This window comes from Peribacillus sp. FW305-BF15, assembly GCF_058783805.1.
This window is the reverse complement of the sequence record NZ_JBYSYV010000015.1, coordinates 91,683-115,999: the sequence shown is the minus strand read 5'-3', so window position 1 is coordinate 115,999 and position 24,317 is coordinate 91,683. Positions and strand designations below refer to the sequence as shown.

24 protein-coding genes and 2 other annotated features are annotated in these 24,317 nt (G+C 41.1%); of the genes, 6 read left to right on the top strand and 18 right to left on the bottom strand.

Going from position 1 to position 24,317, the window contains the following annotated elements:
• Positions 1-233: 233 nt before the first annotated feature.
• The 9 genes from trpA to AC3WLU_RS17075 all read right to left on the bottom strand — a co-directional run bounded on the left by trpA (position 234) and on the right by AC3WLU_RS17075 (position 8,690).
• A complete protein-coding gene (trpA, locus tag AC3WLU_RS17115; RefSeq protein WP_057279034.1) occupies positions 234-1,013 on the bottom strand; it encodes a tryptophan synthase subunit alpha in 780 nt (259 codons plus the stop codon).
• Complete coding sequence (gene trpB / locus AC3WLU_RS17110) at positions 1,006-2,211, bottom strand: tryptophan synthase subunit beta (RefSeq protein ID WP_063576935.1); 1,206 nt, start codon at positions 2,209-2,211, stop codon at positions 1,006-1,008. The genes trpA and trpB overlap by 8 nt, the downstream gene beginning before the upstream one ends.
• A gap of 4 nt (positions 2,212-2,215) precedes the next feature.
• Positions 2,216-2,830 carry a phosphoribosylanthranilate isomerase gene (locus AC3WLU_RS17105; protein WP_492597616.1) on the bottom strand — a complete coding sequence of 205 codons (615 nt, stop codon included), beginning with the start codon at positions 2,828-2,830 and terminating at the stop codon, positions 2,216-2,218.
• A gap of 10 nt (positions 2,831-2,840) precedes the next feature.
• A complete protein-coding gene (trpC, locus tag AC3WLU_RS17100; RefSeq protein WP_492597615.1) occupies positions 2,841-3,617 on the bottom strand; it encodes an indole-3-glycerol phosphate synthase TrpC in 777 nt (258 codons plus the stop codon).
• Entirely contained in the window at positions 3,617-4,639 is a 1,023-nt protein-coding gene (gene trpD, locus AC3WLU_RS17095) for an anthranilate phosphoribosyltransferase (RefSeq protein WP_048687068.1), read from the bottom strand. The genes trpC and trpD overlap by 1 nt, the downstream gene beginning before the upstream one ends.
• Positions 4,640-4,666: 27 nt before the next feature.
• The gene (locus tag AC3WLU_RS17090) at positions 4,667-5,272 is read right to left on the bottom strand and encodes an anthranilate synthase component II (protein ID WP_063576936.1); all 606 of its coding nucleotides are present in this window, start codon (positions 5,270-5,272) and stop codon (positions 4,667-4,669) included.
• Positions 5,269-6,663 (bottom strand): anthranilate synthase component I, encoded by a 1,395-nt coding sequence (gene trpE / locus AC3WLU_RS17085; protein ID WP_492597614.1) that lies wholly within the window; start codon positions 6,661-6,663, stop codon positions 5,269-5,271. Before trpE ends, AC3WLU_RS17090 begins: the two co-directional genes overlap by 4 nt.
• A gap of 162 nt (positions 6,664-6,825) precedes the next feature.
• Positions 6,826-7,061 (bottom strand) — a binding site (T-box leader).
• 36 nt (positions 7,062-7,097) lie between these two features.
• Positions 7,098-7,328: a binding site (T-box leader), on the bottom strand.
• A gap of 69 nt (positions 7,329-7,397) precedes the next feature.
• A complete protein-coding gene (locus AC3WLU_RS17080; protein WP_048687073.1) occupies positions 7,398-7,673 on the bottom strand; it encodes a UPF0223 family protein in 276 nt (91 codons plus the stop codon).
• Positions 7,674-7,730: 57 nt separating this feature from the next.
• Positions 7,731-8,690, bottom strand: coding sequence for an NAD(P)H-dependent flavin oxidoreductase (locus AC3WLU_RS17075; protein ID WP_063576938.1), 960 nt, complete (start codon positions 8,688-8,690; stop codon positions 7,731-7,733).
• A 411-nt stretch (positions 8,691-9,101) separates the two neighbouring features.
• Between AC3WLU_RS17075 and AC3WLU_RS17070 the strand changes: the two genes are divergently transcribed.
• Positions 9,102-10,559 (top strand): aminotransferase class I/II-fold pyridoxal phosphate-dependent enzyme, encoded by a 1,458-nt coding sequence (locus tag AC3WLU_RS17070; protein WP_063576939.1) that lies wholly within the window; start codon positions 9,102-9,104, stop codon positions 10,557-10,559.
• A 142-nt stretch (positions 10,560-10,701) separates the two neighbouring features.
• On the opposite strand, the gene AC3WLU_RS17065 is transcribed toward AC3WLU_RS17070, so the two are convergent.
• The gene (locus tag AC3WLU_RS17065; RefSeq protein ID WP_081108747.1) at positions 10,702-10,827 is read right to left on the bottom strand and encodes a GapA-binding peptide SR1P; all 126 of its coding nucleotides are present in this window, start codon (positions 10,825-10,827) and stop codon (positions 10,702-10,704) included.
• Positions 10,828-11,413: 586 nt separating this feature from the next.
• Between AC3WLU_RS17065 and AC3WLU_RS17060 the strand changes: the two genes are divergently transcribed.
• A complete protein-coding gene (locus AC3WLU_RS17060) occupies positions 11,414-11,848 on the top strand; it encodes a DUF1885 family protein (protein ID WP_187050710.1) in 435 nt (144 codons plus the stop codon).
• A gap of 26 nt (positions 11,849-11,874) precedes the next feature.
• Here AC3WLU_RS17060 and AC3WLU_RS17055 read toward each other — a convergent pair whose 3' ends face one another.
• The 7 genes from AC3WLU_RS17055 to AC3WLU_RS17025 all read right to left on the bottom strand — a co-directional run bounded on the left by AC3WLU_RS17055 (position 11,875) and on the right by AC3WLU_RS17025 (position 19,573).
• A complete protein-coding gene (locus AC3WLU_RS17055; RefSeq protein WP_492597613.1) occupies positions 11,875-12,699 on the bottom strand; it encodes a polysaccharide deacetylase family protein in 825 nt (274 codons plus the stop codon).
• Positions 12,700-12,743: 44 nt separating this feature from the next.
• Positions 12,744-13,001: a hypothetical protein gene (locus tag AC3WLU_RS17050; protein WP_306804763.1), complete on the bottom strand. Its 258-nt coding sequence runs from the start codon at positions 12,999-13,001 to the stop codon at positions 12,744-12,746.
• Between the two features lie 272 nt (positions 13,002-13,273).
• Positions 13,274-14,686 carry a dihydrolipoyl dehydrogenase gene (lpdA, locus tag AC3WLU_RS17045; protein ID WP_057279024.1) on the bottom strand — a complete coding sequence of 471 codons (1,413 nt, stop codon included), beginning with the start codon at positions 14,684-14,686 and terminating at the stop codon, positions 13,274-13,276.
• Between the two features lie 3 nt (positions 14,687-14,689).
• The gene (locus AC3WLU_RS17040) at positions 14,690-16,048 is read right to left on the bottom strand and encodes a dihydrolipoamide acetyltransferase family protein (RefSeq protein WP_034314061.1); all 1,359 of its coding nucleotides are present in this window, start codon (positions 16,046-16,048) and stop codon (positions 14,690-14,692) included.
• A 120-nt stretch (positions 16,049-16,168) separates the two neighbouring features.
• Positions 16,169-17,146: an alpha-ketoacid dehydrogenase subunit beta gene (locus AC3WLU_RS17035; RefSeq protein WP_034314063.1), complete on the bottom strand. Its 978-nt coding sequence runs from the start codon at positions 17,144-17,146 to the stop codon at positions 16,169-16,171.
• 3 nt (positions 17,147-17,149) lie between these two features.
• Entirely contained in the window at positions 17,150-18,265 is a 1,116-nt protein-coding gene (gene pdhA, locus AC3WLU_RS17030) for a pyruvate dehydrogenase (acetyl-transferring) E1 component subunit alpha (RefSeq protein ID WP_063576943.1), read from the bottom strand.
• Positions 18,266-18,910: 645 nt separating this feature from the next.
• On the bottom strand, positions 18,911-19,573 hold the full coding sequence (locus AC3WLU_RS17025) for a YkyA family protein (RefSeq protein WP_413000570.1): 663 nt from the start codon (positions 19,571-19,573) through the stop codon (positions 18,911-18,913).
• A gap of 210 nt (positions 19,574-19,783) precedes the next feature.
• On the opposite strand from AC3WLU_RS17025, the gene AC3WLU_RS17020 reads away from it, so the two are divergent.
• Together AC3WLU_RS17020 and def are read left to right on the top strand one after the other, a co-directional pair.
• Positions 19,784-19,939 (top strand): YjcZ family sporulation protein, encoded by a 156-nt coding sequence (locus tag AC3WLU_RS17020; protein ID WP_063576945.1) that lies wholly within the window; start codon positions 19,784-19,786, stop codon positions 19,937-19,939.
• 238 nt (positions 19,940-20,177) lie between these two features.
• Complete coding sequence (gene def, locus AC3WLU_RS17015; protein ID WP_057279022.1) at positions 20,178-20,732, top strand: peptide deformylase; 555 nt, start codon at positions 20,178-20,180, stop codon at positions 20,730-20,732.
• A 46-nt stretch (positions 20,733-20,778) separates the two neighbouring features.
• On the opposite strand, the gene AC3WLU_RS17010 is transcribed toward def, so the two are convergent.
• Positions 20,779-21,546, bottom strand: a complete 768-nt coding sequence (locus tag AC3WLU_RS17010; RefSeq protein ID WP_034314068.1) for a Cof-type HAD-IIB family hydrolase — start codon at positions 21,544-21,546, stop codon at positions 20,779-20,781.
• A gap of 882 nt (positions 21,547-22,428) precedes the next feature.
• Between AC3WLU_RS17010 and AC3WLU_RS17005 the strand changes: the two genes are divergently transcribed.
• Positions 22,429-22,638, top strand: coding sequence for a DNA-dependent RNA polymerase subunit epsilon (locus AC3WLU_RS17005; RefSeq protein ID WP_034314070.1), 210 nt, complete (start codon positions 22,429-22,431; stop codon positions 22,636-22,638).
• Positions 22,639-22,641: 3 nt separating this feature from the next.
• Positions 22,642-24,312 carry a ribonuclease J1 gene (gene rnjA, locus AC3WLU_RS17000; protein WP_034314071.1) on the top strand — a complete coding sequence of 557 codons (1,671 nt, stop codon included), beginning with the start codon at positions 22,642-22,644 and terminating at the stop codon, positions 24,310-24,312.
• The last annotated feature ends 5 nt before the right edge of the window (positions 24,313-24,317 follow it).

Here is a 24,317-nt window from a genome sequence, read left to right as displayed (position 1 = left end):
TCCAACAATAACTGGATAATATAAAAGGAGAGCCAAAGAGCTCTCCTCAGACTGTAGGCAAACTCGATAATCATTGGGTTTGTCTACAGTTTTTTTAGGTTTTTAAAAATTTGACCGTTGCCTCCAGGACTCGCTTTTCCGCCAGAGTCTCGTACACCCGCCCCAATCAACTGTGTTTAAATTAGAACTCCTTTTGCCTATAAACTAAGGGCAGCCTGGGAGTCTCTCCATCCCTATTTTTGCACTAAACCTTTGCTTGCTTGAATCAAGTCTCTAATTCGGTCTTCCTTGCCTGTCTCGAAGCATTCGATGATCTTGCTGCCGACAATGACTCCATCGCAGTATTGTATGGCATCACGGATATGTTCTGGAGTCGATATGCCGAACCCGGCAAGAACGGGAACCGGACTTATCTCTTTTACTTTCTTTAAATAGCCTCCAAGTTCTTCTCCGAAGGCATCACGGGCACCTGTGATGCCTTTGACTGTAACTGCGTAGATGAAGCCCTCCGCCCCTGCGGTTATCTCAGTGATGCGCTCTTGCGGAGACGTGAGTGTCACAAGTCGGATAAGAACGATCCCTGCAGTTTTGATTGATGAAAAGATGGCTTCTTCTTCAATCGGTAAATCGGGGATGATGCACCCGGAAATTCCTGCTTGAAGACAGTCAGTCGTAAACTCTTTAAGTCCATAAGCCAGGATTGAATTCGTATATCCCATTAAAATAATGGGGATGTTCACATCATTTTTGATTTCCATTACTTTTTTCAGGACATCTTTTAAAGTTGTTCCATTTTTCAAAGAACGGATTCCAGCTTGTTGGATAACGGGTCCATCAGCGACAGGGTCAGAGAAAGGTATTCCTAGTTCAACGGCAGTCGCCCCGCTGTTTTCAAGGAAAAGAAGCTGGCTCTTTAACCGATCAAGACCTCCATCACCTGCCATGATATATGGTATGAATGCTTTTTCCTGCTTTGTTTGGCATTCTTCAAGCGCATTTGTTAATTTATTCATGTTCACTACCCCCCATCAATGATTGGACCGTTTCAACATCCTTATCACCACGGCCGGACAGGCAAATCACCAGTCCTGTTCCTTTCTCCATTTCTTTAGCAAGCTTTAAACCATAGGAAATGGCATGTGAACTTTCTAAGGCGGGGATGATCCCCTCCTCCCTTGAAAGCATCGCTAGGGCTTCCAAGGCTTCATCATCGGTTACTGAAGTATATTCCACCCGATTCGTATCTTTTAAGTAACTATGTTCAGGCCCTACCCCTGGATAATCCAGCCCTGCCGAAATAGAATGTGCCTCCTGGATCTGACCGTCCTCGTTCTGCAAAACATACATGAATGCCCCGTGGAGCACCCCAGGTTTCCCTTTCGTCAAACTTGAAGCATGCAACGGTGTATTAAGCCCATGCCCTGCCGCTTCCACTCCGTATAACTTTACCGTTTCGTCCTCAATGAAGGGATAAAACATCCCCATTGCATTACTTCCTCCGCCTATGCATGCAACTATTGCATCCGGCAGGGAATGAACCGCCTCAGAATATTGACGTTTTGTTTCATTCCCTATCACGCTTTGAAAATCACGGACAATAACGGGGAATGGGTGCGGACCAAGAACTGATCCCATTATATAATGGGTGTCATCCACATTAGCCACCCAATATCGTAACGCTTCATTTACTGCATCCTTCAGTGTCCCGCTTCCTTGTGATACAGATATGACCTTGGCTCCCAAAAGCTCCATCCTGAATACATTCAATTTCTGTCTCCTGATATCTTCTTCTCCCATAAAGATGATGCATTCCAACTTCAGCAAAGCACACACAGTCGCCGTTGCAACCCCGTGCTGTCCTGCACCCGTTTCGGCAATCACTTTTTTCTTGCCCATTTTCTGAGTCAGCAAAGCCTGGCCGATCGTATTATTTATTTTGTGGGCTCCAGTATGATTCAAGTCTTCGCGCTTCAGATAAATGTCTGCACCGCCAGCCAGTCTCGTTAAGTTCTCCGCAAAATAAAGAGGGGTTTCCCGACCGATATATTGTTTCAGGTAATAACTTAGCTGCCTTTGGAATTCTGGATCATTTTTAGATTGTTCATATACTTCTTCAAGCTCCGTAATCGCCGCCATTAAAGTTTCTGGAACGAAGCGGCCTCCATATGCTCCAAAATGTCCAGTTTTATCAGGCTGTGTATAAGTATTCATCTATTCATTCCTCTTTTCCGGCTGTATTTTTTGCCTCATTGATAAATGCTTTCATTTTTACAGCATCTTTTAATCCGTTTGTTTCAACACCACTTGCTACGTCAACTGCGAATGGTGAAACGGCATTAATCGCTTTTCCGACATTTTCCGGAGTCAGCCCACCGGCTAGAATTACCTTCTCCAGTGGCAGATCAGCTTTTCGAATCATATCCCAATCCAAAGTCAATCCCTTGCCGGATGCGCTCTTAGGAAGATCGACCAATAGATAATCCGCTGGGTATTCATGCAGGGTTTCAAGGTCTTTCTCTGAATGGATGGCAAAGGCCTTGATCACCGGCAGGGGCATTCTGCGGGCAAAGCTGGCAGACTCGTTACCATGAAGCTGAATATAATCCAATCCCGCAATTTCAGCACTTTTTATCACTTCTTGTTCAGTTTGATTGGCAAACACTCCGACCTTTTTAACATGACCAGCTAGATTCGCTCCGAAATCTCCTACTATCTCCGGCTCAACCTTCCTGCTGCTCTCGGCAAAAATGAAACCAATGAAGTCTGCCCCGGAACTAACAGCAGTCTGAGCAGCTGCCAAAGTCTTTATCCCACAGATTTTCACTAACATATTAATCTCCTTATATACTCATTTGCAGTTCGGCCATCTTGTGCGGAAGATTTGATGCAGTCATGAGTGTCTCCCCGACCAAAACCGCTTTTGCTCCAGCACCCTTTACACGCATCACATCTTCTTTTGTTTTGATCCCACTTTCACTGATAATGATATGGCGTGTGGGATCAAGCAACTTCGCCAGTCGTTCCGTTACAGCCAAATCCACTTTGAAGGTCTTTAAATTCCGATTGTTAATCCCTATGAGCTCTGCATTCAGCTCTAGAGCACGTTCCAGTTCGGCTTCATCATGGACTTCCGTCAATACTTCAAGCCCTTTCTTTTTTGCATATTGATATAATTCATGAAGGCGTTCTTTAGAAAGTGCTGCCACAATCAATAGAATGATAGTCGCACCTGCTCGATGGGCCCGATCGATTTGGATTTCATCGATGATGAAATCTTTGCACAACCTGGGAATTTGTATAGCCTCGCTTACGTTTCTCAAATCTGCAATGGATCCTTTAAAGAAAACCTCATCCGTCAATACGGATATCGCTGCAGCTCCGCCACTTTCATATGAAAGGGCCTGCTCGATTGGATTTACATTGATTTTAATGTCCCCCTTTGAAGGGGAAGCCCGTTTTATTTCCGCGATGACCGCCATCGATTTAGCCGTTTTCAAATTTTCCACCAAAGATGGTCTGACTATGTTGATCATGACCGAATCATCTAAGGCCCTTTCTTTTAATTTTGCGACTTCCACCTTTTTCTGTTCGATGATTTTCGTTAAGATATTTTCCATTACATGACCACCTTATTTCTATTGCCATAAGCAATCAGATTTTCTAACTTTGCAAGAGCCGATCCGCTATCAATGCTTTCTTTGGCCATGGAGATTCCTTTTTTGATCGTTGCTGCCGTACCATGTGCGTATAATCCCAATCCGGCATTCAATAAAACGGTATCACGATATGCACCTTTTTCACCTTTGAGAAGCCTAAGCATGATATCGGCATTTTGTTTGGCGTCACCACCACGGATGGCATCATTTCCGTAAACCGGCAGATCCACTTCTTCAGGATGCAGCGTAAATGGGATAATATCTCCTTGCTCCAAAAGGACGAGTGAGTTTTCACCCTGCAGGCTCGCTTCATCCATGAACCCGGCACCATTTATCACGACTGCGCGTTTTCTGCCCAATTTATGCAGGACTTCCGCAAAAAGCTCAAGCATATCGCGTCGATTGATTCCCATTAATTGCGTGTCGAGCTGGACTGGATTTGTCAGGGGACCGATAAGATTAAATATCGTCGGGATTTTCAGTTCTTTTCTCACTTTCATTATCCTTGCAATATTAGGGTGAACAGATGGGGCAAATAAGAATGTGATCCCATTTTCCTCCAACAGTTCCTTTAACATGTCAGGCTCCAAGTACAAATTAACGCCTAATGCTTCCAATACATCCGCACTTCCCGTTTTGCTTGAAATGCTGCGATTTCCATGTTTGGCAACCTTGACACCGGCCCCAGCAAGCACGAAGGCCGATGCTGTGCTTATATTGAAGCTTTGTGACCCATCTCCTCCCGTTCCGCAATTATCCATTACATTAAGGGAGCTTGTTTGTACACTTCTTGCTTCTTTTCTCATGACTCTGACAAGGCTTGCTATTTCACCTGCCGTTTCCCCTTTGGCTTTTAAGGCAATGATGAATGCTGCCATCTCGCTTTCGGAGATATCTTTAGAAAATAACGATTGGGCTGCTCTGCTCATCTCTTCTTCCGTCAATGTTTGACGCTCTGCTAACTTCGCTAAATACTCCTTCACCGCTAACTCCCCCAGTCGTTTTTTGTTTTAAAGAATGGATTGCTCCTTCTCTGATTGAAAGGTACCGGCAATCTCATAAAATTGATGTAATAATTCCTTGCCGATTTTCGTCCCTATTGATTCAGGGTGGAACTGTAAACCGTAGAGAGGGAATTCCTGATGTTTAAGGGCCATGATTTCCCCATCATCCAGTGCCACTGCCGTCACAGTCAGTTCTTCTGGCAAACTCGCCCTTTCAACCACAAGGGAATGGTAGCGCATTACCGGGAATTGTAAGTCCTGTTTGGCAAAAACACCTGTTCCATCGTGTTCGATTACCGATGTTTTTCCATGCATGATTTGTTTCGCCCCAACAACATTCGCTCCAAAAACCGCCCCAATGGCCTGGTGCCCCAAACAAATGCCTAATAGCGGAACCTTCTCATAAAAATTGCGGATGATCTCCATACTGATTCCAGCATCTTCGGGCCTGCCCGGTCCCGGGGAAATGACGATTGCCATTGGATTCAGTTCCTCAATTTCCGCAAGGGTGATTTCGTCATTCCTTTTTACTACGATTTCTTTTTCCACTTCACCTAAATATTGATAAAGGTTGTAAGTGAACGAGTCATAGTTATCAATTAATAAAATCATCTAGTGTGAACCTCCATTAAAGCGCGTGCTTTATTTTGTGTTTCTTCATATTCCGTTTTTGGATCTGAATCATATACGATTCCAGCCCCTGCCTGAACATAGGCCTTGCCATCTTTAATGATCATCGTCCGAATGGCTAAAGCCATATCAAGATCCCCTCCAAAACCTATGTAGCCTATCGAGCCCGAATACATCCCCCGTTTACAATTTTCCAGTTCATTGATCAGCTCCATTGCCCTGATTTTAGGAGCACCTGAAACTGTTCCGGCAGGAAGGCAGACCGTCAGTGCATCTAAACTCGTGTACCCTTTCCTAAGCTTTCCGCTAACCTTCGAAGCAATATGCATGACATGCTGATATCTTTGAATTTCCATTTCCTCGGTAAGGTGGATTGAACCGATTTCGCAAACCCTGCCAAGATCATTTCTACCTAAATCAACTAGCATCTTATGCTCGGCAAGTTCCTTCTCATCCATCAGCAGGCTTTTTTCGAAGCCCCTATCTTCTTCATCCGTTTTCCCTCTCGGCCTTGTGCCGGCAATGGGATTAACATGAACCGTTCCTGATGAAACACTGATTAAACTTTCTGGAGAAGACCCAATGATTGTATATTCACCAAATTCTATATAAAACATATAAGGAGAGGGGTTGGCTAATCGCAAACGACGATAGGCATCGAAAGGCTCCCCATCAAAGTCCGCTTTAAACCTTTGTGATAAAACAACTTGGAACACTTCACCAGCTATGATCGCCGATTTAGCTTCAAGGACCATTTTCTCGAATTCATCCTGACTGAAATTCGAGTTGAATTCCAAATATTCCGACGATATTTCCTTTGACGGCTTGCTTGCCTGATTTATTTTATCCTTCATTCCCAATAAACTTTTTTCACTATCTTCTTCAGCAGTCAAAAGATGGATCTTCTGCAGAACATGATCGAATATATACAGTTCTTTATAAAAAAGAAAGTGAGCATCAGGCATTTGCAATGAATCAGGAGGAACCGGACCAATATTTTCATAAAGACGAATGATATCATAGCCCATATATCCGATTGCGCCACCGTTAAATGGCGGAAGATGTGTGGGAACCTCTTCTATTTCCACTAATAATTCTTTTTTTAGAAACTCGATGATATTGATGTCCTTAACGATTTGATCACCTGTTTCAATGTCTTTCACATTTACTCGGTCAGCAAGCGATGTCACCTCCAAATAAGGTTTTGAACCTAGATATGAGTAGCGGCCGTTGTCATGATGCGAATTCGAACTTTCCAATAAAAACTTCTGGTCACCATCTAATTTCTGAAATATGGCAATGGGTGTATGGATATCCCCTTCAATTGTATCCATTTTGAAACGGAGTACTTTTTTTTCATCCAAATTATTCATCTCTTGATTCCCTCCCGATTCTTATGCGCTCTTATAATCCCCCTGAGGGAAAACCCTTTTGGCCAAATGACCAGGTCTTCATTTCCTCTGGATATTTTCTTTAAAAGGTATATATATTGAAATTCCAATAAAAAAATCCCCTGCAAACACAAATATGTGTCTGCAGAGGACGGTATACCGCGGTGCCACCTCAAGTTGGAAAAATGCATCATTTTTCCCTCTCAAGCAAGAATTGAATTCTTGCGATTACCCTTTAACGGTGGCAGCCGAGTTTCCCTACTTATTTTCAAGAAACCACTCATAAGTCCATTCATCTTCTTATATCGTACCGGTTTCCACCTATTCCGGCTCTCTGTGACGCATCTAAAAAGATTACTACTCTCATTCATAGATTTAATTATCATTTTCAAAAAAAACGCAAAAAGGGCCCTCATCCAAAGGACGAGGAACCCGTGGTACCACCTTAATTAGCTAAATTAGCTCACTTTACGGCATTAACATGCCTATCTCCATTAACGATGAGATAATCGCCAAAGCCTACTCCGTTCATCCGTTTCGGTTTGGGGCTCGGAAGTCCATTCGCTTAATTTCGTTCACCAGTTTTCAGCAACCACTGGCTCTCTGCAGAACATCATTAAGGTACTCTTCTTCGTCACTGCCTTTATCTTTTTCTTGATTATTATGTTAAAACAATCTCTTCAGTAAGTCAATGGAGTTTTCGAAAAATTATATTTTTAATGTTTCATTTTTATCCATTCCCCGTCATCGATTCCTTTTGCCTTCTTAATGACAAGATAGGCTGAATAGGTGCTGACTGACTCGAACTCATCCGTATACTTTTTTTCATCCGCCTTGCCGGGGACTATTTCCTTGAATCTTCGGTAAGCCTTCATGAATTCTTCCTTTTGTATCTTATTTTCATAAGCCTTTTCTACTGCTTCAAAGAATTTAATCACATCTACGATTTCGTCAGTAGACCAATCAAGATCCATTGGATATTGATAATCCATATCCTAAACACGCTCCTTCTAGATAGTTTTTCATGTTGTCCGGCGGACCATGCATCATCAGTCTGCCCATTTTGAACGAATTGCTTCCGCCTGGTCGATAATCCGACTGAATAGTTCAGCAGTCGATGGTACATCATGAATCAGCCCCATCACTTGTCCAGCCCAGGCAAAGCCTTCACCTTCGACACCGTCATGAATATAACGCTGATTCGCTTTTCCACTTATGTATTCCTTCAATTGTTCATATCCGCCGTTTTCTTTTTCAATATCAAGAATCTTATCGGTCCAGCTGTTTGCAATTACCCTGGCTGGTGCACCAATGGACCGCTTGATGATAACGGTATCATTTTCCGTGCCGGAAACCAAGGCATTTTTATATAATTCATGTGCATGAACACACTCCTTGACAGCTATGAAACGTGTTCCCATCTCGATTCCTTCGGCACCAAGCGCCAACGCTGCCATCAAACCTCGTCCATCGCCAAAACCTCCAGACGCGATGACTGGAATTTTAACCGAGTCCACAACTTGAGGAATTAACACGGAGGTTCCAATATCATCACGCCCTAAATGTCCTCCGCCCTCCTGACCAACTACCATCACTGCATCTGCACCAAGCTGTTCAGCCTTCATTGCCTGCCTTCTTGCAGCAACAAGCACCAGTTTTTTCACTTGAGTGCCTTTAACGTAATCAAGAAAAGGGCCAGGGTTGCCACCGGTTACGGAAACAGCTGCAATTCCCTCTTTCAAGGCTGCTTCAAGCATGTGTTCATAAGGCCTCCCATGCTGGCCGATCGCAAAGTTCACACCAAACGGTTTATCCGTCAATGATTTTGTTTTTCTTATTTCTTCTATCAGCTGCTCCGGAGTGTCCAAGGACATGGCCGTCACCTGCCCTAGCCCGCCTGCATTCGACACTGCCGCAGCCAGGTCGGCATATGCTAAATGGGCCAATCCCCCCTGTATAATTGGGTATTGAATACCTAACAAATCGGTCACACGCGTTTCCCACTTCAAACTCCTCATCTCCCTTTTCATTTGCTGGATTGTTTATTTAGCTGAATCCAAATCATTAGCTTCATTATGGCAAATATTGTTTACCCGTTCAATTTTTAACTCACACATACAATATAAAAAAAGAAGAATTCTTGAGTAAATCAAGTTAATACTAGAAAAATGGATATTTATAAACTGCTGATAATTTTATTGGGCTCTTTAAAGACAAAGACATATATAAATTGTTTAAGTCAGGACATTAAATCACTCTAGGCATTTATTATAAGACGTGCTATAATTCATATGTTTTATGTCTATCCACAAGCTTACTAACCATACAAATGGAATCGGAGAAACATACGATCATTAATAGAAAGGGAGTAAAACCTCCCATATTTCGTACCTATTTTACTGAAAAGGGGCCACAAAGAATTGTCACAGAATGAAACACCCTTATACACTGCCTTATTGCAGCATGCAAAAAGAAATCCCGTTCAATTTCATATTCCAGGTCATAAAAAAGGAAAAGGAATGGACGCTGATTTCCGTAATTTCATTGGAGAAAATGCATTATCGATAGATTTAATCAATATCGCTCCACTCGATGATCTCCATCAGCCAAAGGGGATCATCAAACAAGCTCAGGATCTTGCCGCTGAAGCTTTTGGGGCAGATCACACATTCTTTTCCGTTCAAGGAACAAGTGGAGCAATCATGACGATGGTCATGACAGTCTGCGGACCTGGGGACAAAATCATCGTCCCAAGGAATGTACATAAATCCGTAATGTCTGCCATTGTATTTTCCGGAGCTGTTCCCATTTTCATCAATCCTGAAATAGATAAGGATTTGGGCATTTCACACGGAATCACCGTTGATGCCGTTGAAAAAACTTTAAGGGAACATAGCGATGCAAAAGGATTGCTTGTCATCAATCCCACCTATTTCGGCATTTCGGCTGATTTGCAAAAAATAGTGGAAGTTGCCCATTCCCACCAAATCCCAGTACTCGTAGATGAAGCACATGGTGTCCATATACACTTCCATGAAGACTTGCCGATGTCAGCCATGCAGGCTGGAGCGGATATGGCTGCTACTAGTGTTCATAAACTGGGCGGTTCACTAACGGGAAGTTCCATATTGAATGTTAAGACTGGATTGGTTTCCGCAAATCGTGTTCAAGCCATATTGAGCATGCTTACAACCACCTCAACCTCCTATATCCTTCTGGCTTCCCTGGATACGGCTAGAAGACAACTTGCGACAGTAGGCAGGGAAATGATCGATGAAGCGATCAATCTCGCAGGGTATATCCGTGAGGCCGTTAATGAGATTCCTTATCTTTACTGTGTCGGCAGCGAAATTCTCGAGAGCGAGGCAGCCTTTAGTTATGATCCGACAAAATTGATCATATCCATCAAGGAATTGAATATTACGGGATACGACGTTGAGAAATGGCTTCGTGAAAAGCATAATATCGAAGTGGAACTTTCCGACTTGTACAATATCCTTTGCCTGATAACACCTGGAGACACAAAAACAGAAGCGGACCTGCTGATCGCTGCCCTTAGAGACTTAGCGGATGAGTTTAAGGAAATGGCGGCTGAACATGAAAAGATCGAAGTCCTGCTTCCTGATACACCACCGCTGGCTTTATCACCCAGAGAGGCATTTTATGCAGAAACCGAAGTGGTTCCCATTGAGGAATCTGTCGGCAAAATCAGCGCTGAATTCATCATGGTTTACCCGCCTGGAATTCCGATCTTCATTCCAGGAGAATTAATTACTGAAGATAATATCAATTACATCCGGAAAAACATCGAGGCCGGACTTCCGGTTCAAGGCCCTGAGGACCCAGAAATAAAACATTTACGCATCATAAAAAATTGATTATCCCAGCAAACCAGAGCAGAGTATTGCTCTGGTTTTTTTAACCTTTTATTATTAAGCATTGGCTTCTATAAAAAGGGTGCTCCAGGTTACAACCCTGAAACACCCTTACATTCTATTAATCTTGAAATCTTTTTTTCATTTATTTTTCAGAGGCAGCTGTATCACAGCATTGGCAGTTGTGATTGTGTGTGTATAATACACTTACTTTCTCATCTTCAAAATGTTCAATCGTGCTATTGCAAGTTTGACATACGATAGTTCCCATTTTTACAACCCCTTCCCCTATATTGTATGCATCATTGATATAATGTAACCGCTTTAAATGAATTATAATATAACACATTTATTATTTCAAGCTAAAAAGTATAACATATATACTTTTTCTCACTTAATGAACGATCATGTTGAAAGAAATGGATTCCAATCGTTCGTTAGACTGATTCTTTTTTTTAGGCTCTTTTCATAAAGATTGTTGTTTTTAAAACGAAACTATTTAAGGTTGATTGGAGCGGAAGTGCGAGACTCCTGCGGGAGCAGCGGGACAGATGAGACCCCACAGGCGTTTACGCCGAGGAGGCTCACCGCCCGCACCAAGGAAAGCGAGCATCTGGAGTGGAAATCAACCACTTCGCACTACTTGGTAAATAGCAATAAAGTATGCGAAAACAGCCTTTTTTAAAACACGGGAATTTATTTATAAAGGGCCCTGGACTCAGTGCATCACACTCCTTGCTTTGGGATGGCAAGGTGAAAAAGGAATTTCGCCTTTTCATTTACATATAGATAGGTATATAATACATCCATAAAATGTTAAAATATTCTTACATCTTATCGATTGAAGGGGGATCTACATGTCTGAAAATGCCTATATCAAACTCGTTCCCGAGTCCGTGAAAGGAACTGTAACCATCGAAGACGTGAAAGAATTGCTGAACTATTATCAAATGATTACAGCGAAAACCGGAAAGCAATTGGATTGGGACTATGATAAGAAAGCATTTCCTTATGAAATGAAAGAACCGGAAAGAATGAAGGATAAGGCCTTATATCTCCAAGCCAAAGAAGATCGATATCACATGATATTGATAGGAGTTGACCAAGAAGTCGTAAAAGATGAAGATGGATCAGATCGAATCCAATCCTATATCCAATTCACCCTCCCTGACACAGCAACTTTCGGTGATAAGGGAAAAGCTAATGAATTGTGCAAATTCCTTGCAAAGAAATTACGGGCACAGCTGCATCTCTTCAATAAACGGGTGATGTATTATTATCCGAGGAAATAAAAAAACCTGCGAATGCCGAAATTGGCTCATGCAGGCGTTTCAATTAATTTTGGATCAAGGAACTCATAGCCTTTCTTTCGAAAACCTTTCACGATATCCTCTATCGCTTCACTCGTCCATTTCCGGTCATGCATCAGTAAGTTCGCCCCATTTCCCAAATAAGGGCTGTTCAACATGATTTCCGTTAAAGCTTTTTTATCTTGATACTCTTTTTCCCAGTCATAGCCGTAAGTCCAATTCATGACCAACATTTTTTCTTTCTCAGCGACTTTTGAATGCTCGGTATTCGAACCAAATGGCGCCCTGAAGTACTTAGGGCGTACCCCTATTATTCCCTCAACCAAATTGTTCAATTTTACGATTTCCCGCTCTTGTTCCTTTTCGTTCAACTCTTTTAAATTTACATGGGAATACGTATGATTTCCTATGGAAAAACCCATTTCATGAATTTCTTTCAGCATCGCTTTATTTTCATCATTTTCAAGAAAGTGACCGTTCACGAAAAATATCGCAGGTACTTCTAGTCGCTTCAGGGTTTGGGCGATTGCCAGGGAATATTTATCAGGTGCATCATCAAATGTCAACAACACAACTTTCGGATTTGCATCCCCAATCGGTTTAAATGACCAATTCTCTTTATCCACCCGATATTCTGCCTTTACATTCCCTTCGCCAATCGTTTGTGACGTTTCTGTTTCCAAATCTTTCTCTTGCTGACTTTCATCTTGGACCGTTGTCGTCGTTTCGACACTTTTTTCACTCTCATTTTCAGTTTGATCGGAACTCGGGTCATTACAAGCCATCAATAAAAATGATACTAATGTAAATAATGCCACTACTTTGTTAAACATGATACCTCCGTGGTTTTATATGTCATCGAAGCTTACGTAAAAATTCAATATACGGGTACCAGCGTTTCCAAAAGGATTTGCAAAATCCCGTAACATAATAGACTTATCACGGTAACAAGCATGGTTCGTCTATTGGATTTTAAAATCATTTTACCAATGTAAATGGCTAGATAAGAAAAGACCAGAAACATGAATACTTTGAAAACGAATCGATCGTTAACTGACAGCCATTCAACTAATGTATACCCGCTCCAAACGATTAGTTGAAAGAGGATTACCAGATAATTTTTCAAGTGATCCACCCCATTTTAATATGAATATATCAGCCATGATCTTTTTATTGGCAAAAAATATTCTTTAACAAATCGCTCATCTTATTTTTTATCCTTTATGGCCTTTTTCAAACCCTTTCAAGGAAAAAAGTAAGAAGTCCTTTTTATAGCTTATGCCCTTTTTGTCCATTTCATTTAACTAGTGAGAAGAAATTCATGAATGGGGAGTCATCCTTCATTTTTTTAATCCGGCCAATAAAAAAAGCGTACTGCATTCAGCAGTACGCTTTTATAAATCTCAATTACTTAATGATGTGGATAGGAGTTCCAAGGGCAACTTCAGCAGCTTCCATTGTGATTTCCCCTAAAGTTGGATGTGCATGGATTGTCATCGCAATATCTTCGGCAGTCATTCCTGCTTCGATAGCCAAACCTAGTTCTGCAATCATATCAGAAGCATTTGGTCCTGCAATTTGTGCTCCAATAACCAATCCGTCTTCTTTGCGAGTGATAAGCTTCACAAATCCGTCCGTATTATTTAATGAAAGAGCACGTCCATTTGCAGCGAATGGGAATTTAGAAGCAAGCGCTTCGATTCCAGCTTCCTTCGCTTCTTTTTCATTATAACCGACAGAAGCAAGTTCCGGTTCAGAGAATACAACAGCCGGAATAGCAAGATAGTCGATTTCAGATGAATGTCCAGCAATGGCTTCAGCTGCAATTTTACCTTCATAAGAAGCTTTATGAGCTAACTGAGGTCCAGAAACGATATCACCGATTGCGTAGATGTTTTTCACGCTAGTACGGCATTGTTTATCCGTTTCGATCAAACCGCGGTCAGTCATTTTGATTCCAACTTGTTCCAGGCCGATTTCAGCAGTGTTTGGACGACGTCCAACTGTTACTAAAACGTAATCGGCTTCAACTTTTTTCTCTTCGCCTTTTACTTCATAAGTAACGGTTACACCTGTATCAGTTTCTTCCACGCCTTTAGCATTTGCTTTAGTAACAATTTCAGCACCTTTGTTTTTAAGGTTACGCTTAACAAGTGCTGCCATTTGTTTTTCAAAGCCTGCAGAAAGGATTTCTTCTGTACCTTCAAGGATCGTCACTTTAGTGCCAAAGCTAGCGAATGCTCCGCCAAGCTCAGTTCCGATGTAACCTCCGCCGATTACCACGATCGAACTTGGAACTTCTTCCAAAGCAAGAGCGCCAGTTGAATTAAGTACGCGTTTCGTATATTTAAATGACGGAATCTCGATTGGCGATGAACCAGTAGCGATGATTGCGTTTTTAAAAGTATATGTTTGGGCAGAGTCTTCATTCATAACACGGATGCTGTTTTCATCAACGAAATAAGCTTCGCCAGTTACAACATCAACATTATTGCCTTTTAACAGGCTGCTTACACCGCCAGTTAATTTTTTTACAACAGTACCTTTCCAAGCTTGTACTTTAGAAAAATCAACAGTAACTTTTTCTGCAAAGATACCCATATCTTCTGAATGCTGAGCTTCATGGAAACGGTGTCCAGCCGAAATTAAAGCTTTCGATGGAATACAGCCTACATTCAAACAAACTCCGCCGATTGTTCCTTTTTCAACGACCGTTACTTTCTGTCCAAGCTGTGCTGCGCGAATTGCGGCAACATATCCCCCTGGGCCTGAACCGATTACTAAAGTATCTGTTTCGATTGGAAAATCTCCTACTACCATTGTTTACGCCTCCATTAACAATAATTCTGGGTCGTTCAATAACTTTTTGATATGATTCAATGCATGTTGAGCTGTTGCTCCATCAATCATGCGGTGATCAAAGCTCAGTGATAATGCCAGAACTGGAGCGGCGATAATTTCCCCGTCGCGTACAATTGCTTTTTCGGCAATGCGTCCAATCCCTAGAATGGCAACTTCTGGATGATTGATAACAGGTGTGAACCATTGACCGCCTGCGGAACCGATATTCGTAATGGAGCAAGAAGCACCTTTCATTTCGTTAGGAGCCAATTTGCCGTCACGGGCTTTCGTCGCTAATTCGTTAATTTCTTGTGAAATAGCGAAAGTTGATTTACGATCTGCATCTTTTACAACTGGAACGAGCAGTCCTTTGTCTGTGTCTGCCGCAATTCCGATATTGTAATAGTGTTTATGGATAATCTCACTAGCTTCATCATCAAATGATGTGTTAAGCATAGGGAATTCACGCAATGCACTTGTTAACGCTTTAACAACATAAGGTAGGAATGTAAGCTTGATTCCTTTTTGTGCAGCAATTTCCTTGAATTTCTTACGGTGAGCAACCAATAGCGTCACATCGACTTCATCCATTAATGTAACATGCGGAGCTGTCTGCTTGGACTTAACCATTGCTTTTGCGATCGCTTTTCTCATACCGCTCATTTTCTCACGAGTTTCAGGATATTGCCCTTCTGGAATTGAAACTTTTTGTTTTTCGGTTGTTTCCGTATCATTTTGTTGTGAAGCTTCACTTTGAGCTGCTGGTTGCTGTGGAGCGGTTTTGCCGTTTTTGAAAGCATCAATGTCTTCCTTCATGATGCGGCCGTTATCCCCAGAACCAGTGATCTCACGAATATTTACCCCTTGTTCGCGTGCATATTTCCTGACAGAAGGCATAGCGATAATACGGCGTGAAGGATCTGCCTCAACCTGTGGTTGTGCTCCCGCGCCCGTTACTCCGCTATTTTCTTGAACCGGAGCAGCCTCTTTCTTGACTTCCTGTCCAGCTTCAGCAGTTGCTTGAACCTGGGCCTCCGTATTCTTCTCGCCTTCTGCCTTCGCTTCTTCTCCATGATCCCCTTTAAACTGAAGATTTTCATAACCTGGAGCATCGAATGTTACAAGTACATCGCCAACAACGGCAACCGTTCCTTCTTGAACAAGGATTTCTTCAACGGTACCTTCCACCGGTGATGGGATTTCAACAACGGCCTTATCGTTTTGAACCTCGCAAAGCACGTCATCTTCTTGTATCTTATCTCCTGGCTTTACAAACCATTTCACTATTTCACCTTCGTGTATACCTTCTCCGATATCAGGGAGTCTAAATTGGAATGCCACTGAGTTCAACCTCCTATATTAAATCATACTTAGTGCTTTGAATAAAGTCCTTTATCTTGCATTACCGTTAATGCAAAATCACTTTCCCGAGCAGGACATTCATTCCATTACTTAAGATTGTTAAAACTTCAAGACTTTAGTCGCCGTTTCAATAATGTCTTTATAATTAGGGAGCCATACTGTTTCAGCTTGTGAAAACGGGAATACCGTATCAGCTGCCGCCACGCGCAGTACTGGAGCATCCAAGCTCAAAATGGCACGTTCGTTAATTTCCGCTACGACATTCGCTGCTATACCAGCTTGCTTTTGTGCTTCTTGAACAACGATAGCGCGTCCTGTTTTTTCTACAGAAGCAATGATTGTATCGATATCCAATGGTGATACAGTCCGTAAGTCGACCACTTCGACGGAATGACCATCCTTAGCCAATTCCTCAGCTGCCTTGATGGATTCCTGCACCATCGCACCATAAGTAATAATGGATAAATCCGTTCCTTCTCTTTTCACATCCGCTTTTCCTAATGGAATTGTGTATTCTTCTTCAGGAACTTCCTGACGGAAAGAACGGTACAATTTCATGTGCTCAAGGAAAATGACAGGGTCATTATCACGAATCGCTGAAATCAATAAGCCTTTTGCATCGTAAGGAGTGGAAGGGATAACTACCTTTAACCCTGGTTGCTGGGCCATTAAACCTTCTAAGCTATCAGCATGCATTTCCGGAGTATGGACTCCGCCCCCAAAAGGTGAGCGAATTGTAACCGGTGCACTGTAACGTCCACCTGAACGGTAGCGCATACGAGCAAGCTGACCGCTTACGGAATCCATTACTTCATATACAAACCCAAAGAATTGAATTTCAGGAACAGGACGGAAACCTTGTAAAGAAAGACCGACCGCTAATCCACCGATTCCAGATTCAGCAAGAGGTGTATCGAATACACGATCTTCACCGAATTCTTTTTGAAGATTTTCCGTTGCACGGAAAACTCCTCCATTAAGACCTACATCTTCCCCAAAAACGAGTACATTCTCGTCATTTTTAAGTTCTGTACGTAATGCTTCTGTAATTGCTTGAATCATCGTCAATTGAGCCATGGCTTACTTCGACTCCTTCTCTTTATAAATTTCATATTGTTCTTTTAAGTTATAAGGCATTTCTTCATACATATTTTCAATTAGGTCTGTAACCTTTTGTTTAGGTTCTGCATCAGCCAATTTGATTGCTTCTTTAATATCGTCTTTGGCTTTCTCTATCGTTTCGTTTTCTAATTCTTCATTCCAAAGTTTTTTGCTTTCCAAGAACTTGCGGAAACGAACCAATGGATCTTTCAGTTCCCACTCGTTATCCATTTCGGAAGTACGGTAACGTGTCGGGTCATCCCCAGCCATCGTATGTGGTCCATAACGGTAAGTTAATGTTTCAATCAATGTAGGGCCTTCACCATTTATTGCACGTTCACGAGCTTCTTTAACGGCTGTATAAACGGCCAACGCATCCATACCATCAACCTGGATTCCAGGAATACCTGCAGCCACACCCTTTTGGGCCAATGTTTTAGCTGCTGACTGCAAATCAACTGGTGTAGAGATTGCGAAACGGTTATTTTGCACGATGAAGATAGCTGGCGCTTTAAAGGCACCTGCAAAGTTAATTCCCTCATAGAAGTCACCTTGTGAGGTTCCACCGTCACCCGTATATGTAATGGCAACAGCTTTTTTCCCGCGTTTCTTCAACCCAAGAGCAACTCCGGCAGCTTGGATATATTGAGCGCCGATAATGATTTGAGGAGAAATTACATTGACGTCTTCAGGAATTTGATTTCCCTTAAAATGACCCCGGGAGAATAAGAATGCTTGCCAAAGCGGCAGGCCATGCCAAACGATTTGCGGAACATCACGATAACCAGGCAAAATGAAATCTTCTTTTTCCAAAGCATACTGGGAAGCGATTTGAGAAGCTTCTTGACCGGCAGTCGGTGCATAGAAACCTAATCTGCCTTGACGGTTCAGTGATATGGAACGTTGATCCAAGATGCGTGTATAAACCATACGGCGCATTAATTCTTGCAATTGTTCATCACTTAAATCAGGCATAGCCGCTTCATTCACGACTTCTCCCTCTTCATTTAAAATTTGAAAAGTTTCAAATTGTTCTTCTACTTTCTTAAGCTGATCCTGAACATTAATTTTAGCTTGTTTAGTTTTTTGAGCCATTTGGCACCTCATCCTTTCATTAAAAAGGTTTGCTATTATTATTCTATAAAGCAAAAATAGTTTGCTTTTTAGTTTCTGCAACAATACATTCTTTTATTTTTCCCTTAAGACCAATCCTCAAACGTGGATATGCTTAATATGTCTCAATCTTATTCTGTACCATAAAAAAAATCAAGGAAAATGATACAAGAATTTTTATAGATTAAGTTTACAAGATGAATTAACATCAAGTCAATCACTTGGAGTTCCTAATAATTTTGATTTAATAGAATTTCCAATACTCATACTTCTTCGCTGTATTAGTTTTCAATTTACAACTGTACTATTAACTTTCCCTTATTTATCAATTTAAGGATGGCAAAGGATAACATTTCAATTCCCCAGCATATCCCATCGATTCCAAAACCGCTTTAACTAAAGGCATTTGAGCATGTAAAATAATATACCGAAAAAATATTCAAACGCTTTCATCTAAGTCTGCTGTTAGATTTTTAATTATCGTTTTTTTTTAGTACAGGTATGAAAATTTCACATCAGGCTGGTTGCACAAAAAAAAGACCATTCTAAAAATTTTTTATTCCAAAAAGAACTGGATTGAAAAAAATATGGGCTGTGAGTGAGGATCACAGCCCATCATTATTTATATTAATTTGTTGAATCCGCCATTTCTATGCCGGAACTATCATAAAAACTTTCTTTTTTTTGATTTGATTTTTCCGTTAATGCATTAAATTCCTCATTCGCTTTCAAAACTTTTGTATAAGAGGTATTTATTTTCTCGATTTGCACTTGTAATTCATCCATTTTCAAATCCTCTTTTTTGAAAAGCTCATATAATTCACGATCATAAGCGAGACTTTTTTGATAGGCATCATATAAATCATCATAGGTGCTATAGCGCTCACTCATGATCTTTTTCATTTCAGTCGCTTCTTCTTTTATCTTTTCATCCTCTATTTTCCCGATTTGTTCATCTATTTGATTGAATTGTTCTTTTGAGGATTGCATACTGCTTTGTTCCTTTTCAATTATTTTTTCCCTTTCGTCGATATTCTTGGTTGCTTCATCTGAAAGCTCGACGATCTGTTCATAATCATCCAATCCAAGTTTAATGATTTTCTCATATTTTTCTTTTTCTTTTTTCTCCAAATCATTAAGCGGCTCTTGAGTCTCGGTGAAATCACTTTCCTTTTCTGCAGTTTTCTCCAGGATTTTGTGGATTCTTTCTTCCGGTGAACCATTAAAACAACCAGTCAAGGTCACTAAAGAAAGAAGTAAGATAATAAATGGACCAAAACGTTTCAACATAGACAACTCCTTCTGATAGTTCTTTGAAGATTCATGTTCCTCAATTCATTCTTAAGCCGCAGACATTTGTTACAATCATATTCCGAGCAGGTTTTTTTCATTACTGGGCGCTAGCCTACACCCTTTAAACCATACTGCATAGGCTGTAGGGACCGTTTCAAATTTGAATGGTCAGCATTTTAATAAATACAAAAACGGAGGTATGAAATTATGTATGGAGGTTTCAACCAAGAATGTTGTTATCCGGTTTCCGCTGCACCCAGCTATGGATATGGCGATGGTGGAGGCTGCGGCTTTGGAAGCGGCTTTGCCCTGATCATTGTCCTGTTCATTCTGTTAATCATCGTCGGCGCGTGCTTATGCTAACCAGGTAATTACTATTACCTTTACCCGAAAATGTTAACGATTTACCCTGATTCACAAAAAATGATAATATTTTTTAAATAGACCAACATGCAAATAAAATAATGGCAGGGATAGGAAATCATCGACTTGATTCCATCCCCTCCATTTTTCTTTCATTAAACCATTCATTAACTTTCAGCCTCTTTTTTGTTAAAATAACCCTATACATATTATAAGAATTTTTATGGGGTGAAAGATTATGCTTACCATGGATGATTTTGTTAATGAAGACGATCCAATCTTAAGGCAAGTTGCGGTAGAGGTTCCGCTTCCGGCATCAAATGAAGATAAGCAACTTTTAGCCAGCTTGATGGAATATGTCCAAAACAGCCAGAAACCTGATATTGCTGCTCTATACGGGTTAAGGGCAGGAATTGGCTTGGCTGCACCACAGGTTAATGTTTCAAAAAGGATGATTGCGGTTCATTTAAAAGAAAAGGATGATCAACTTTATAGCTATGCACTTTTCAACCCTAAACTCGTTAGCCATTCAGTCGAAAAAGCATACTTGACATCCGGAGAAGGCTGTCTTTCCGTAAATCGTCCCGTTTCCGGCTATGTGCCACGTTATGCCCGAATAACGGTTGCGGGTACGGACCTGGAAGGAAAATCGGTTCAACTTCGCCTGAAAGGCATCGCAGCCATTTGCTTTCAACATGAAATCGACCACCTTAATGGTATCATGTTTTATGATCATATCAATCAGGAAGACCCCTATGCCATTCCGGAAAATTCAATTGCGGTGGAAAGGTAACGTAATAAGCAAAACCCCCGTCTGTTGGTTGACGGGGGTTTATTTTTTATATCAGTTCAAGTTCCTTCAAACCAAAAAGTATGCCATCATCATCGACATCCTTCGTTACAAAGTCGGCCTCCTGCTTCACAAGCTGACCGGCATTCCCCATAGCCACGCCATATCCCGCTACTTTTAACATCTCTATATCGTTTAAGCCATCTCCAAAGGCGTAAACATCCTCAAGAGCAAACCCGACTTTTTCCATTAATATTTTAATGCCTTCAGCCTTTGAACCCCCGAATGGAAGTACATCCGTCGAATACTCATGCCATCTAATGAAGTGAAAATCATCATATTTCCCAACAAAGTTCCCTTCTTCAGCTTCCGAACAGAATAATAAGGCTTGGTATATATCATGGTCCTCATAAAAATCCGCCACATGTTCAGGGTGGGGAAACTTAAGGCTGCTCAATGCTTCTTCAATTCTGCTATGATGCGGAACACTCGATTTCATTGTCTCCTCATTCATGAACACGATCGGTATTTCATTTTTTTCAGCATGTTCGTGAAGGCGTTTTATCTCAGGTATGCTCAAAGGGTTTTTATAAACGACTTTCCCTTCAAAAACAACGTATTGTCCATTGAAACTTACGAATGTATCGATGCCAAGCTCTTCCCTTAAAGACTCGAACATGAACGGAGCCCTTCCTGTGGCAATCGCTACAAAAACCCCGCTATCCTGCAGTTGCTTAATGGCTTCTTTTGTTGAAGCAGGTAACTTTTTTTCATGATCAAGCAATGTTCCGTCAATATCAAAAAATACGATTTTCACTTGCGATTCACTTCCAATTCATTCATTTTTTCCTTTTTAATATGTAACCATTTAATAATTGTCATCAAGATAAGTCAAGTAACTCTACCGGACCCAACTCAAAGTTACGTTTTTTATTCAGGAATGGGCATATACTATTCTTAATAGAAACCAACTCAGGCTTTCCAGATTACACTTCTCCCATCCTTCTGCCTCTCAAATCCCAGTTGCTTGTTTGAAAGAGCCTTTTTTTTCAAAAATGGGCCATGTACCTGTAAAGACGTATTTACATTATTGAATAATCCTATACAATAATAATTAAGGGAGCGTGATCGCCATGTTAAAAAAGCTTCGTAAAAAGCTTGTTAAACAGTGGAATGATCTTTTAAGAAAAAAATCTATCGCATGATTTGCCACTCATTCCTGCCTTGGCCGTCATCCATATGCGAATTTTTTTCGGACAGCCCTTCAAAAACTTGCGGAGGGCTTCTTCCTTGTTGTAAAGTTCTTGTTAGGCATTCTTTCTATCTTGGCTTTTATATGGTCTGGTGAATACATATTTCAATCAAAATATGAGTCGCTGTGTTTTCATGAAACGCTGCACACAGTGGTACTGTATTAATTTAGAAAGAAATCGTTTAAAAAAAGATCCCATGATTTAAGTTTTACACATGGCAAAAACGGATAGGATATAAGATAGAGGAAGCTACAATTGGATTGATACCAGATTCGGCCATCTATTTTTTTATATACTTTTAGACATTGGTATATTTAATTCATCAAACCCCTTCCGTTTTTATGGCGGAGCTGGGTTTATTTTTACATGATGTTGAAAAACATGAAAAAATTGTTGTTTTTATATATAATGAAAAAAGCAATGCAAACAAGTGAGGAGAGATTAAAATGGTTTTTAAGGTATACTATCAAGTAACCATATCAGAGGTTCCCATCAGGGAGAATACTAAAACAATGTTTGTCGAAGGTGAATCCGTTCGTGACGTTCGTTTAAAATTAAAAAAAGAACCTTATAATGTAGAAATCGTACTACCCGTAACCGGAGCATATTTAGAATATGAAAAACAAAATGAAGATTACAAAGTATTGGAGCTATAATTTATGAAATTCGTAAAAAACGATCAAACAGCTGTATTCGCCCTGGGCGGTTTAGGCGAAATCGGTAAGAACACATATGCTGTTCAGTTTCAAGATGAAATCATCATCATTGATGCTGGAATTAAATTTCCTGAAGATGAACTCCTCGGTATTGACTATGTGATTCCAGATTACAGCTATTTAGAGAAAAATGTAGATAAAATCAAAGGTGTCTTCATTACCCATGGTCATGAAGATCACATTGGCGGGATTCCTTATTTACTTAGAAAAGTGAATGTCCCTGTATACGGCGGGAAGCTTGCACTTGGACTGCTTCGTAATAAATTGGAAGAACACGGCCTTTTACGTCAGACAACCATGATTGAAATCAGTGAAGATGAAGTGATCAAGTTCCGGAAAACGTCCGTCTCTTTCTTCCGTACAACTCACAGTATCCCTGACTCATATGGAATCGTCGTAAAAACCCCACCTGGACAAATTGTCCATACTGGTGATTTTAAATTCGACTTCACCCCAGTGGGTGAGCCTGCAAACCTGACCAAGATGGCTGAAATCGGTAAAGAAGGTGTATTGTGCTTACTCTCGGATAGCACAAATAGTGAAGTGCAGAACTTTACTATGTCCGAAAGCCGTGTCGGTGATACCATTCAAGACATTTTCCGCAAGGTTGACGGCCGGATTATTTTTGCAACGTTTGCATCGAACATCCATCGCCTTCAGCAAGTTGTGGAAGCAGCCGTGGCCAACGGCCGTAAAATAGCCGTTTTTGGCCGAAGCATGGATTCAGCCATATCAATCGGACAAGATCTTGGTTATATCGTAGCTCCTAAAGATACATTTATTGATGTACAGCAATTGAATCGTATGCCTGCGAATAAAGTAACCATCCTTTGTACAGGCAGCCAAGGTGAACCAATGGCAGCACTGTCGCGCATAGCGAACGGCACTCACCGTCAAATTCAAATCATCCCTGGTGATACGGTAGTATTTTCATCTTCACCCATCCCAGGTAACACAATCAGCGTTTCCAGAACGATCAATCAATTATATCGTGCAGGAGCAGACGTCATTTCAGGTCCTCTGAATGACATTCATACTTCAGGACATGGCGGACAGCAGGAACAAAAGCTTATGCTCCGTTTGATAAAACCAAAATTCTTCATGCCAATCCACGGTGAATACCGTATGCAAAAACTGCATGCCCGCCATGCAGTCGATTGCGGCGTTCCGGAAGAAAATTGCTTTATCATGGATAATGGCGAAGTTCTTTCCTTAAGTGAGAACACAGCTCAAATCGCTGGTAAAATCCCTTCAGGTTCGGTTTATATCGATGGAAGCGGCATTGGGGATATCGGTAATATCGTTCTCCGTGATCGTCGGATTCTTTCCGAGGAAGGCCTTGTCGTTGTTGTGGTTAGCATCAATATGAAGGAATTCAAAATTGCATCCGGTCCTGACATCATCTCACGCGGATTTGTTTATATGAGAGAATCAGGAGACCTTATCAGCGATGCTCAATCCTTGATCACAAAGCATTTAAATAAGGTGATGGATCGCAAAACTACTCAATGGTCTGAAATCAAAAATGAAATTACAGACACTCTATCTCCATTCCTATATGAAAAAACGAAACGCCGTCCGATGATCCTGCCGATCATCATGGAAGTGCAATAAATAAT